This is a genomic window from Spartinivicinus poritis (assembly GCF_028858535.1).
GTDB lineage: Bacteria > Pseudomonadota > Gammaproteobacteria > Pseudomonadales > Zooshikellaceae > Spartinivicinus > Spartinivicinus poritis.
The window spans coordinates 16,094-28,491 of sequence record NZ_JAPMOU010000041.1 but is presented as its reverse complement, the minus strand read 5'-3'; the positions used below and the strand labels follow the sequence as shown (position 1 = coordinate 28,491).

12 protein-coding genes are annotated in these 12,398 nt (G+C 46.4%); all 12 read right to left on the bottom strand.

Going from position 1 to position 12,398, the window contains the following annotated elements:
• Nucleotides 1-11: 11 nt before the first annotated feature.
• The gene (rplV, locus tag ORQ98_RS22395) at nt 12-350 is read right to left on the bottom strand and encodes a 50S ribosomal protein L22 (protein WP_425347703.1); all 339 of its coding nucleotides are present in this window, start codon (nt 348-350) and stop codon (nt 12-14) included.
• A gap of 6 nt (nt 351-356) precedes the next feature.
• Nucleotides 357-635: a 30S ribosomal protein S19 gene (gene rpsS / locus ORQ98_RS22390; RefSeq protein ID WP_163835715.1), complete on the bottom strand. Its 279-nt coding sequence runs from the start codon at nt 633-635 to the stop codon at nt 357-359.
• Nucleotides 636-660: 25 nt separating this feature from the next.
• Nucleotides 661-1,485 (bottom strand): 50S ribosomal protein L2, encoded by an 825-nt coding sequence (rplB, locus tag ORQ98_RS22385; RefSeq protein ID WP_163835717.1) that lies wholly within the window; start codon nt 1,483-1,485, stop codon nt 661-663.
• Nucleotides 1,486-1,499: 14 nt separating this feature from the next.
• Nucleotides 1,500-1,796, bottom strand: a complete 297-nt coding sequence (rplW, locus tag ORQ98_RS22380; RefSeq protein WP_274691049.1) for a 50S ribosomal protein L23 — start codon at nt 1,794-1,796, stop codon at nt 1,500-1,502.
• Nucleotides 1,793-2,395 carry a 50S ribosomal protein L4 gene (rplD, locus tag ORQ98_RS22375; protein ID WP_274691048.1) on the bottom strand — a complete coding sequence of 201 codons (603 nt, stop codon included), beginning with the start codon at nt 2,393-2,395 and terminating at the stop codon, nt 1,793-1,795. Before rplD ends, rplW begins: the two co-directional genes overlap by 4 nt.
• An 11-nt stretch (nt 2,396-2,406) precedes the next feature.
• On the bottom strand, nt 2,407-3,039 hold the full coding sequence (rplC, locus tag ORQ98_RS22370; protein ID WP_274691047.1) for a 50S ribosomal protein L3: 633 nt from the start codon (nt 3,037-3,039) through the stop codon (nt 2,407-2,409).
• Nucleotides 3,040-3,147: 108 nt separating this feature from the next.
• A complete protein-coding gene (gene rpsJ / locus ORQ98_RS22365; RefSeq protein WP_163835725.1) occupies nt 3,148-3,459 on the bottom strand; it encodes a 30S ribosomal protein S10 in 312 nt (103 codons plus the stop codon).
• A gap of 167 nt (nt 3,460-3,626) precedes the next feature.
• Nucleotides 3,627-4,820: an elongation factor Tu gene (gene tuf / locus ORQ98_RS22360; RefSeq protein WP_274691046.1), complete on the bottom strand. Its 1,194-nt coding sequence runs from the start codon at nt 4,818-4,820 to the stop codon at nt 3,627-3,629.
• A gap of 37 nt (nt 4,821-4,857) precedes the next feature.
• The gene (gene fusA, locus ORQ98_RS22355; protein WP_274691045.1) at nt 4,858-6,951 is read right to left on the bottom strand and encodes an elongation factor G; all 2,094 of its coding nucleotides are present in this window, start codon (nt 6,949-6,951) and stop codon (nt 4,858-4,860) included.
• An 18-nt stretch (nt 6,952-6,969) separates the two neighbouring features.
• Nucleotides 6,970-7,440: a 30S ribosomal protein S7 gene (gene rpsG / locus ORQ98_RS22350; protein WP_274691044.1), complete on the bottom strand. Its 471-nt coding sequence runs from the start codon at nt 7,438-7,440 to the stop codon at nt 6,970-6,972.
• 119 nt (nt 7,441-7,559) lie between these two features.
• Nucleotides 7,560-7,934, bottom strand: a complete 375-nt coding sequence (rpsL, locus tag ORQ98_RS22345; RefSeq protein ID WP_163835732.1) for a 30S ribosomal protein S12 — start codon at nt 7,932-7,934, stop codon at nt 7,560-7,562.
• Nucleotides 7,935-8,124: 190 nt separating this feature from the next.
• Nucleotides 8,125-12,333, bottom strand: a complete 4,209-nt coding sequence (rpoC, locus tag ORQ98_RS22340; RefSeq protein ID WP_274691043.1) for a DNA-directed RNA polymerase subunit beta' — start codon at nt 12,331-12,333, stop codon at nt 8,125-8,127.
• Nucleotides 12,334-12,398 lie beyond the last annotated feature (65 nt).

Below are 12,398 nucleotides of genomic sequence, written 5' to 3'. Positions count from 1 at the left end.
CTGATCGTCTCCTATTTCTCAGCAACCTTGACCGTAATATGGCAAGACCGCTTCAGAATGCGATCAGCACGGCCTTTAGCACGAGGACGAATTCTTTTTAGGGTTCTACCTTCGTCAACGAAAACAGTAGAAACCTTTAATTCGTCGATATCAGCACCTTCATTGTGCTCAGCATTGGCAATAGCTGATTCCAATACTTTTTTAACCAAAACAGCAGCTTTTTTGTTGCTGAAGGTTAAAATATTCAGTGCTTCATCTACCGCTTTTCCGCGAATCTGGTCGGCAACCAAGCGCGCTTTTTGGGCAGATATGTTAGCGCCTTTATGACTAGCGGCTACTTCCATTGTCATTACCCCTTACTTACGCTTGGCTTTTTTGTCTGCAGCATGACCACGATAAGTACGTGTAGCTGCAAACTCGCCCAGTTTATGACCAACCATGTCTTCAGTAACAAAGACAGGTACATGCTGACGCCCGTTATGAACCGCAATAGTTAAACCAACCATTTGCGGTAGAATCATAGAGCGACGCGACCAAGTTTTAATGGGACGCTTATCGCTTTTCTCAACAGCGTCCTCAACCTTCTTCAGTAAGTGAAGGTCTATAAATGGACCTTTTTTAAGTGAACGTGGCACTGTCGTTTCCTCTATATCCGGTTAATTACTTGCCGCGGCGACGGACAATAAGTTTGTCTGTACGCTTATTGCTACGAGTCTTACGGCCTTTAGTCGGCATACCCCATGGAGAAACAGGGTGACGACCACCAGAAGTACGACCTTCACCACCACCGTGTGGGTGATCCACTGGGTTCATGGCAACACCACGAACAGTAGGACGAACACCACGCCAGCGTTTTGCACCAGCCTTACCTAAAGAACGTAGGTTATGCTCACTGTTTGACACTTCACCTAAAGTGGCGCGACATTCAGCAAGAATTTTACGCATCTCACCTGAACGAAGCCTTAGGGTAACGTAAGCACCTTCACGGGCAACTAGTTGTGCAGAGGCACCTGCACTACGCGCCATTTGGGCACCTTTACCAGGCTTCATTTCAATACAGTGAATTACACTACCAACAGGGATATTGCGAAGTGGTAGGGTATTACCTACTTTAATCGGCGCATCAACACCAGAAACAACCTGGTCGCCCTGCTTTAAGTTTTTAGGCGCGATGATATAGCGACGCTCACCATCAGCATATTTGATTAAAGCAATATTAGCTGTTCTGTTTGGATCGTACTCAAGACGCTCTACAACGCCATTGATACCATCTTTGTTACGACGAAAATCAATAATCCGGTAGTGTTGCTTGTGACCGCCGCCACGATGGCGAGTAGTAATTCGGCCACTGTTATTACGTCCACCTGACTTAGACTTTTTCTCTACTAAAGGCGCATAAGGAGCACCTTTGTGCAAGTCTTGGTTGACGACTTTAACTACAAAGCGACGCCCCGGAGATGTAGGTTTACATTTTACGATTGCCATACCTTGCTCCTCCGTTACTCAGCGTCAGCAAAATCAATTTCTTGACCTTGCTCAAGACAAACATACGCTTTCTTCCAGTCAGAGCGCTTGCCAAGACCACGCGCAGTGCGCTTGGTTTTGCCTTTAACCTTAACGGTTTGAACCGCTTTGACTTTCACCTCAAAAAGCTTTTCTACGGCTTTTTTGATTTCTAGCTTGGTAGCCGTGGTAGCAACTCGAAATACATACTGACCAGCTAAATCAGCTTGAAGCGTTGCTTTCTCGGAAATGTGTGGACCAAGCAGTACTTTAAAGATTCGCTCCTGGTTCATCCTAACATCTCCTCAAACTTTCTTAAGGCAGCGACAGTTGCGACAACTTTTTCATGAGCAACCAGACTTACTGGATTAGCAGCATTCACATCGCAAACATCAACATGAGGAATGTTCCGCGCACCCAGATACAGGTTTTCTTCAACTGCATCAGTGATGATCAGTGCATTAGTTGCATCAAGCTCTTTTAGCTTGCTCAGCACTTCTTTGGTTTTTGGCGCAGCAACTGAAAAGTCTTCTACAACAACTAAACGCTCTTGACGAACCAGCTCAGACAAGATGCTCCGCAATGCAGCGCGGTACATTTTCTTGTTTAGCTTTTGTGAGTGGTCTTGTGGCTTAGCTGCAAAAGTCACCCCACCAGAACGCCAGATTGGGCTACGAATAGTTCCCGCACGAGCACGACCAGTACCCTTTTGACGCCATGGCTTACGTCCACCGCCACTCACTTCTGAGCGAGTTTTCTGTGCACGAGTACCTTGGCGAGCACCTGCCAAATAAGCGACAACTGCCTGGTGAACCAGAGTTTCGTTAAACGCTGCGGTGAAGGTGTGATCAGAAACTTGAACCGTACCGGCACCAGTTACATTCAAATCCATAACTCTCCCCCTTAGCCACACTTAACGGCTGGACGAACGACCACATCAGAACCTGTAGCACCAGGAACTGCACCTTTGATTAGCAGCAGGTTGCGTTCGACATCAACACGTACAACTTCAAGGGACTGAACTGTCACCCGCTGGTTACCCATTTGACCCGCCATTTTCTTACCTTTGAAAACACGGCCTGGGGTTTGACACTGACCAATTGAGCCAGGGGCACGGTGAGACAGAGAGTTACCATGGCTAGCATCTTGGGTAGAGAAGTTCCAGCGCTTAACTGTGCCGGCAAACCCTTTACCTTTAGAGCGTCCAGTAACATCAACTTTTTGACCAGCCTCGAATAGGCTGACATTGATTTGGTCGCCTACTTTGTACTCTGCGTTATCTGCACGGAATTCCCACAAACCACGACCTGCTGGAGTATCAGCCTTAGCATAGTGGCCAGCCAAAGGCTTGCTTACGCGAGAAGCTTTTTTTGCACCAGTGGTAATTTGGATTGCGTTGTAGCCGTCAGTCGATTCCGTTTTAACCTGGGTAATCCGGTTAGGATCGACTTCAATAACAGTAACAGGTACAGAGGCACCGTCTTCGGTAAAAATGCGCGTCATGCCGCACTTTTTTCCGACTAATCCGATACTCATAATTTACCTCTTTCGTGTACGGGGCTATAACCCGCTATGGCCGCCCATTTCAGAGCGTTACACAAACAAAAAGCGTAGATCTTATTCAGTTCTACGCCCCCAATCACATCAGGCTAAGCTGATTTGAACCTCAACACCGGCAGCCAGATCTAACTTCATCAAAGCGTCAACTGTTTTATCAGTTGGCTCGACGATATCCAGCAAGCGCTTGTGAGTGCGAATTTCATACTGATCACGGGCATCTTTATTGACGTGAGGTGAAATCAGTACGGTAAACCGCTCTTTTTTGGTAGGCAATGGGATTGGACCACGCACCTGAGCCCCAGTACGCTTTGCAGTTTCTACAATTTCCTGGGTAGACACATCGATCAGGCGGTGATCAAACGCTTTTAAACGGATACGAATCTGCTGATTTTGCATTTGATCAAAACTCCGGGTAAAGAACTTAACTAGGCAATCAATGTTGCCATAGCAAAAGGAGGCAAGATTCTATAGACGCCACCTTTTCCTGTCAAGAAATATACAAAAAGAGGCCCTTTCTCCGAAGAGGGGGCCTCTTTTTGTTACAAGCCAATTATTAAGTTAGCTTACTCAATAATTTTTGCTACTACACCAGCACCTACAGTACGACCACCTTCACGGATGGCGAAGCGTAAGCCTTCTTCCATAGCGATTGGCGCAATCAAAGTGACTTTCATTTGAATGTTGTCACCAGGCATTACCATTTCAACGCCTTCTGGTAACTCAACAGCACCAGTCACATCCGTAGTACGGAAGTAGAACTGTGGACGATAACCTTTGAAGAATGGTGTATGACGACCACCTTCATCTTTACTTAATACGTATACTTCTGACTCAAACTTAGTGTGTGGAGTGATAGAGCCAGGAACAGCCAATACTTGGCCACGCTCTACATCATCACGCTTAGTACCACGTAACAACACACCAACGTTCTCACCTGCACGACCTTCGTCAAGCAGCTTACGGAACATCTCAACACCAGTACAGGTAGTCTTTTGAGTGTCACGGATACCAATGATTTCTATTTCTTCACCAACCTTAACAATGCCACGCTCTACACGACCGGTTACGACTGTACCGCGACCTGAAATAGAGAATACGTCTTCGATAGGCATCAAGAATGGCTGATCAATAGCACGCTCTGGCTCTGGAATGTACTCGTCTAAAGTCTCAACCAACTTCTTAACCGCAGAAGAGCCCATACCATTATCATCTTTACCTTCTAGTGCCATTAGCGCAGATCCGGTGATGATTGGGGTGTCGTCGCCTGGGAAGTCATACTGGCTTAACAGCTCACGCACTTCCATTTCTACCAGCTCAAGCAACTCTTCGTCGTCTACCATGTCAGCTTTGTTTAAGAAAACAACGATGTAAGGTACACCGACCTGACGAGACAATAAGATGTGCTCACGAGTCTGAGGCATGGGGCCGTCAGCTGCAGAACAAACTAAGATAGCGCCGTCCATCTGAGCCGCACCAGTGATCATGTTTTTCACATAGTCAGCGTGTCCTGGACAGTCAACGTGTGCATAGTGACGAGTTGGAGAATCATACTCAACGTGTGCAGTTGAGATAGTAATACCACGCTCGCGCTCTTCTGGTGCATTATCGATTTGATCGAATGCTTTTACTTCACCACCAAACGCCTCAGCACAAACCCGAGTTAATGCTGCAGTTAATGTAGTTTTACCATGGTCAACGTGGCCGATAGTACCTACGTTTACGTGGGGTTTGGTACGTTCAAACTTTTCTTTAGCCATTTTTAAAATATACCTTATTCAAATATCAGCGATCTGATTAAGCTTGAGTCTTAGTAACTGCTTCAGCAATACTGGCAGGCGCTTCTGCATAGTCCTCAAATTCCATTGAGTAAGTAGCACGGCCTTGTGTTGCTGAGCGTAAGTCAGTGGCATAGCCAAACATTTCACCCAGAGGTACTTGAGCACGAACGATTTTTCCAGAGGTGCTATCTTCCATCCCCTGAACAATACCGCGGCGGCGGTTCAAGTCACCCATGACATCTCCCATATAATCTTCAGGAGTCACTACTTCAACCTTCATCATCGGCTCAAGCAGTACTGGGCTTGCCTGTGGTGCATATTTTTTCAGTGCCTGAGAGGCAGCGATTTTAAATGCCATTTCGTTGGAGTCAACGTCATGGAAAGAGCCATCATATAAACGAGCTTTTAAGCCTAATAGTGGATAGCCAGCTATCACACCGTTTTGCATTTGCTCTTCGATACCCTTTTGAATCGCTGGAATGTATTCTTTTGGAATGACACCACCCACGATTTCGTTAACAAATTCCAAGCCTTCCTCTTCAGATGGCGAGAATTCAATAACAACGTGACCGTACTGACCACGACCACCGGTTTGACGAGCAAATTTATGATCGGCAACAACAGAACTACGTAGGCGCTCACGATAAGCAACCTGAGGCTTACCAATATTCGCTTCTACTTTAAACTCACGCTTCATCCGGTCGACAATGATATCCAGGTGAAGCTCACCCATACCTGCGATGATAGTCTGCCCAGACTCTTCATCAGTCCACACACGGAATGATGGGTCTTCTTGAGCCAGCTTACCTAAAGCAATACCCATTTTTTCTTGGTCTGCTTTAGACTTTGGCTCAACTGCTACAGAAATAACAGGCTCTGGGAATTCCATCCGCTCAAGCGTAATAATGCTGTCTTGAGAGCACAGAGTATCACCTGTAGTCACATCTTTAAGGCCAATTAGCGCAACGATGTCACCCGCTAATACTTCTTTCAGCTCTTCGCGGTTATTAGAGTGCATCTGTACCATCCGGCCGATACGCTCTTTCTTGTGCTTAACTGGGTTGTATACAGAATCACCAGAGCACACTTTACCAGAGTAAACTCGAACGAATGTCAGAGTTCCAACAAATGGGTCAGTAGCGATCTTAAATGCAAGCGCTGAGAAAGGTGCATTGTCATCCGCCTCACGGGTTTCGACAGTCTCTTCATCTTCAAGCACACCTTCGATAGCTTTTACATCTACTGGTGCTGGCAAATACTCAACAACAGCATCCAGAACAGCCTGCACACCTTTGTTCTTGAATGCAGAGCCACAAGCTACTAATACAATTTCGTTGTTTAGGGTACGCTGACGTAGGCCTTGCTTGATCTCTTCAACTGACAGATCACCTTCTTCCAGGTATTTTTCCATCAGCTCTTCTGTTGCTTCAGCAGCGGCTTCAAGCATTTTCTCACGCCACTCATCTGCAACATCTTGCAAGTCAGCTGGAATATCTTCCAGCTCGTAGGTCATACCTTGATCAGCCTCATTCCACATGATGGCTTTCATTCTGATCAGGTCAACAACCCCTTTAAATTCATCTTCAGCGCCAATATTAATTTGAATTGGCACAGCGTTAGCGCCTAAGCGATCAACCAGTTGGTCGACTACCATGAAGAAGTCAGCACCAGCACGGTCCATTTTGTTTACGAATACCATACGCGGTACTTCGTATTTGTTAGCCTGACGCCAAACTGTTTCAGTTTGCGGCTGCACACCAGAAGATCCACATAGAACAACAACTGCACCGTCAAGCACACGTAGTGAGCGCTCTACTTCGATGGTAAAGTCAACGTGTCCTGGCGTGTCAATGATATTGATCCGGTGTTCGTCGAACTGCTGGTTCATACCACTCCAGAAACAAGTGGTTGCAGCAGAAGTGATGGTGATACCACGCTCCTGTTCCTGCTCCATCCAGTCCATAGTGGCGGCGCCGTCGTGTACCTCACCAATTTTATGAGATACCCCGGTATAGAACAGAACACGCTCAGTTGTCGTAGTTTTACCAGCATCAACGTGAGCACAGATACCGATATTGCGGTAACGGCTAATGGGAGTTTTACGAGCCACGATACTATCCCCTGGTCATTAGAAACGGTAATGAGAGAAGGCTTTGTTGGCCTCAGCCATACGATGGACATCTTCACGTTTCTTAACAGCGGCACCTTTACCTTCTGCTGCATCTAGCATTTCACCAGCCAGACGTAAAGCCATCGATTTTTCGCCACGCTTACGAGCAGCGTCTACCAACCAGCGCATAGCTAACGCTGTACGACGAGAAGGACGCACTTCAACAGGCACTTGATAAGTAGCACCACCTACACGGCGAGACTTCACCTCTACCATCGGTGAAATAGCTTCTAGTGCTTTTTCAAACAATTCGATAGGCTCGCCCTTGCTACGCTCTTGCACTTTATCCAAAGCACCATAAACAATGCGTTCAGCAACGGACTTTTTACCACTGATCATTACGTGGTTGATAAATTTCGCTAATGTCTGATTTCCAAACTTGGGATCAGGCAGGATTTCTCTTTTTGCGACGACTCGTCTTCTTGGCATGATAAGCTCTCAAAAATCTGGTCTTCAGGATAGCCTAAGACACATTACCTTGCGCAATAATTAGCTTATTGACACAACAGGGACGTACTTAGCCTTACTCTTATCTAATATTCAGTCTATTAAGACTTAGGACGCTTGGTACCATACTTAGAACGACCTTGTTTACGATCGTTAACACCTTGAGTATCCAAGCTGCCACGTACTGTGTGATAACGCACACCTGGCAAGTCTTTTACCCGTCCACCACGAATCAGTACCACACTGTGCTCTTGCAAGTTGTGGCCTTCACCGCCGATGTAAGAAGTCACCTCAAAGCCATTCGTTAAGCGCACACGGCAAACTTTACGAAGCGCAGAGTTAGGCTTCTTGGGGGTAGTAGTGTAAACCCGGGTACAAACGCCACGACGCTGAGGACAGCTCTGCAAAGCAGGCACGTCACTCTTAGCTACTTTGCGTTTGCGAGGCTTGCGTACCAACTGGTTAATGGTAGCCATTTAAGCAAACTCCAATTTACTTTCATTTTTTGATGAAGAGACAACAAAATTCGGCAGGTATAAAACCTGCCGAAGAAAAAGACGCGAAATTTTAATGAGTGTACAAATCTGAGTCAAGCAAATGACTATAATCCACCCACTTTAGTGATGTAATCTTCAACGAAAATTGCACCACCAAACTTTATTTCGCTTAAGAACTACTTGAGTTCAGCGCCTCACTTAGTGCTTGCTCTACATCGCTAGCACTCACTTTAGCACTGGTTTTCAGTTCTTCCAGTTCACGCTTACGACGGCGCTCAGAGTGATAAGCCAAGCCGGTTCCTGCCGGAATCAAACGTCCAACTACAACGTTTTCTTTCAGTCCACGCAAGAAGTCCTGCTTACCTGTCACCGCCGCTTCCGTTAACACCCTAGTAGTTTCCTGGAAGGATGCTGCCGAAATAAAGGACTCAGTTGCCAATGACGCTTTAGTAATACCTAGCAGTACTCGCTCGCACTTCGCAGGGAACTTGTTGTTCTCTGCCAACACTTCGTTTTCTTCAAGTACAGAGGTGTACTCCAGCTGCTCACCTTTAATAAAGTCAGAGTCACCAGACTCACTGATCTCAGCTTTACGCAACATTTGTCGCAGAATGACTTCAATATGTTTATCGTTAATTTTTACCCCTTGTAAGCGGTATACATCTTGGATTTCATTAACGATATATTTAGCTAACTCGCTGACACCTAGTAGGCGTAATATGTCATGCGGGTTAGAAGGCCCATCAGAAACGACTTCCCCTTTCGTTACCTGCTCACCTTCAAATACGTTGAGATGACGCCATTTTGGAATCAGCTCTTCATAAGTGTCGCCATCAGGTGAAGTAATGATGAGTCGTTTCTTGCCTTTAGTTTCTTTACCAAAGCTGATAGTACCGCTGATTTCCGCCAGGATTGCAGACTCTTTTGGCTTACGCGCTTCAAACAGGTCAGCAACTCGAGGCAGACCACCCGTAATATCCTTGTTACCAGAAGTGGCTTGTGGAATCCGGGCAATTACATCACCCACTTCTACCTTAGCGTTATCAGTCAGGGTAACCAATGCATTTGCAGGCAAGAAGTACTGTGCCGGCATATCACTACCAGGCATCTTCAGCTCTTTGCCATTGCTATCTAATAACTGAATAGCTGGACGAATGTCTTTACCTGCAGACGGACGATCTTTAGGGTCAATTACCTCAATGTTGGACAAACCAGTAAATTCATCAGTTTGCTTCTTGATAGTAATCCCTTCATCCATACCTGAGAACGAAACAGTACCTGCCAGCTCAGCAACAATTGGGTGAGTATGTGGATCCCACTTAGCTACAACTTGGCCTGCTTCAACTTTAACGCCATCTTTAACGCTAATTACAGCACCATAAGGTAGCTTATAACGCTCACGCTCACGACCAAATTCATCAGCCAATGCCAGTTCACCTGAACGAGAGGTAGCCACAATTGAACCATCTTTACGCTCAACAAACTTCATATTATGCAAGCGGATAGTACCGGCATTTTTCACTTGAACGTTATCAGTTGCCGATGTTCTGGAAGCCGCACCACCAATGTGGAAGGTACGCATTGTCAGCTGGGTACCTGGCTCACCGATTGACTGAGCAGCAATAACCCCAATCGCCTCACCAACATTTACTAAATGCCCGCGACCAAGGTCACGTCCATAACAGCTTGAGCAGATACCGAAGCGAGTTTCACAGGTAATCGGCGAGCGAACCACCATCTCATCCACGTTCATGGCTTCTAGCTTTTCAACCCAAGCCTCGTCAATCAGAGTGCCTGCAGGAATAGCAATCTCACCATCAGCACCAGGCTTAGGCACATCAACCGCTACTACCCGGCCAAGAATACGCTCACCTAATGGCTCAACTACATCACCACCCTCAATGTGAGGCGTCATTATCAAGCCTTTATCAGTACCACAGTCTTGCCCTGTAACCACTAAGTCCTGAGCAACGTCCACTAAACGACGGGTCAGATAACCAGAGTTTGCCGTTTTCAGAGCGGTATCCGCCAAACCTTTCCGCGCACCGTGAGTCGAGATGAAGTACTGTAATACGTTCAAGCCTTCACGGAAGTTTGCCGTAATAGGTGTTTCGATGATCGAGCCATCTGGCTTAGCCATCAGCCCCCGCATCCCGGCCAACTGACGAATCTGCGCCGCACTACCCCGAGCACCGGAGTCTGCCATCATGTAAACAGAGTTGAACGACTCTTGCTGAACTGTTTTACCTTCACGGTCAACCACATCATCAGAGCCCAGGTTCTCCATCATTTTCTTGGCCACCAGCTCATTGGCACGAGACCAGATGTCGATTACCTTGTTGTATTTTTCACCCTGAGTTACCAGACCAGAAGCAAACTGGCTTTCGATTTCTTTTACTTCATCAGAAGCAGCATCAATAATTTCCAGTTTTTCATCAGGGATTACAAAGTCATTTACACCGATGGACGCACCTGACTTAGTTGCATAGGAAAAGCCCATGTACATCAGCTGGTCAGCAAAGATAACTGTCTCTTTTAAGCCAACATTGCGGTAGCAAGTGTTAATCAGCTTAGAGATAGACTTTTTCTTCATTGCCTGGTTAACCAGGTCAAATGGCATACCTTTAGGGCAAATTTCAAATAACAAAGCCCGGCCTACTGTGGTATCAGCAATACGAGTAGCTGATGTAACATTACCCACTAGGTCTTTAATGGTTTCCTTGATCCTAACCTTAACCTTGGCATGCAGCTCTACTTGACCTGCTCCATAAGCACGGCTGACTTCTTTAATGTCTTTAAATGCCATGCCCTCGCCTTTCGCATTGACCCGGTCTCGGGTCATGTAGTAAAGACCAAGAACCACGTCTTGCGATGGCACAATAATTGGCTCACCGTTAGCAGGTGCAAGCACGTTGTTGGTAGACATCATCAACGCACGAGACTCAAGCTGCGCTTCGATAGTCAACGGTACATGCACCGCCATCTGGTCACCGTCAAAGTCAGCGTTATAAGCCGCACAAACTAACGGGTGCAACTGAATCGCTTTACCTTCAATCAGTACAGGTTCAAATGCCTGAATCCCCAAACGGTGAAGAGTTGGCGCACGATTCAGCAACACAGGGTGCTCACGAATGACTTCTGCCAGGATATCCCATACTTCTGGGGTTTCCCGCTCAACCATTTTCTTAGCCGCTTTAATCGTTGTCGCTAGGCCACGATGCTCAAGCTTACCGAAGATAAAAGGCTTGAATAGCTCAAGTGCCATTTTCTTTGGTAGACCACACTGATGCAGACGCAAAGTAGGTCCAACCACGATTACCGAACGACCAGAGTAGTCAACCCGCTTACCTAACAGGTTCTGACGGAAACGACCTTGCTTACCCTTGATCATATCTGCCAAAGATTTCAGTGGGCGTTTGTTAGAACCAGTAATAGCACGACCACGACGACCGTTATCTAACAGCGCATCAACAGACTCCTGTAACATCCGCTTTTCGTTACGCACGATAATATCGGGTGCACTCAAGTCCAGCAGGCGCTTTAAACGATTATTTCGGTTAATGACTCGACGGTATAAGTCGTTCAAATCAGATGTAGCAAAACGACCACCATCAAGTGGTACTAATGGGCGTAAGTCAGGTGGTAATACAGGCAGAACTTTAAGAATCATCCACTCTGGGTTGTTATCTGACTTATGGAACGCTTCTAGCAGCTTCAAGCGCTTAGAAAGCTTCTTGATTTTGGTTTCAGAGTTCGTGTTAGGGATTTCTTCACGTAACTCTTGTACTTCTTGCTCAAGATCGATATCGAGCAATAATGCCTGAATCGCTTCAGCACCCATTTTGGCATCGAAGTCATCACCGAACTCTTCCAGTGAATCGTAATACTCTTCATCGTTTAGTAGCTGACCACGCTCAAGGGTCGTCATACCTGGGTCGATCACCACATATGACTCAAAGTACAACACACGCTCGATATCACGCAGGGTCATATCCAACATCAAGCCTATTCTGGAAGGCAATGACTTCAAGAACCAAATATGTGCAACTGGGCTAGCCAGCTCGATATGCCCCATTCGGTCACGGCGAACTTTTGAAAGCGCGACTTCTACACCACACTTTTCACAGATAACGCCACGGTGCTTTAAGCGCTTATATTTTCCACACAAACACTCATAATCTTTCACTGGACCAAAAATCTTGGCACAGAACAAACCATCGCGCTCCGGCTTAAAGGTACGATAGTTAATGGTTTCAGGCTTTTTCACTTCACCATATGACCAGGACCGAATCATTTCTGGTGAAGCCAAACCAATGCGTATGGAGTCAAATTCTTCTGACTGTCCTTGAGACTTCAGCAGGTTTAATAAATCTTTCAAGGCTATCTCTCCCAGCGGAGTTATTGATTCCGGGAGCCTTCTGGCTCCCGTGCCGCAATTAGGTT

Coding starts and splice junctions, on each gene's coding strand:
- rplW (WP_274691049.1), bottom strand. CDS start 1,796: ATGAACCAGGAGCGAATCTTTAAAGTACTGCTTGGTCCACACATTTCC.
- rpsJ (WP_163835725.1), bottom strand. CDS start 3,459: ATGCAAAATCAGCAGATTCGTATCCGTTTAAAAGCGTTTGATCACCGC.
- rplV (WP_425347703.1), bottom strand. CDS start 350: ATGACAATGGAAGTAGCCGCTAGTCATAAAGGCGCTAACATATCTGCC.
- rplC (WP_274691047.1), bottom strand. CDS start 3,039: ATGAGTATCGGATTAGTCGGAAAAAAGTGCGGCATGACGCGCATTTTT.
- tuf (WP_274691046.1), bottom strand. CDS start 4,820: ATGGCTAAAGAAAAGTTTGAACGTACCAAACCCCACGTAAACGTAGGT.
- rpsG (WP_274691044.1), bottom strand. CDS start 7,440: ATGCCAAGAAGACGAGTCGTCGCAAAAAGAGAAATCCTGCCTGATCCC.
- rplB (WP_163835717.1), bottom strand. CDS start 1,485: ATGGCAATCGTAAAATGTAAACCTACATCTCCGGGGCGTCGCTTTGTA.
- rplD (WP_274691048.1), bottom strand. CDS start 2,395: ATGGATTTGAATGTAACTGGTGCCGGTACGGTTCAAGTTTCTGATCAC.
- rpsL (WP_163835732.1), bottom strand. CDS start 7,934: ATGGCTACCATTAACCAGTTGGTACGCAAGCCTCGCAAACGCAAAGTA.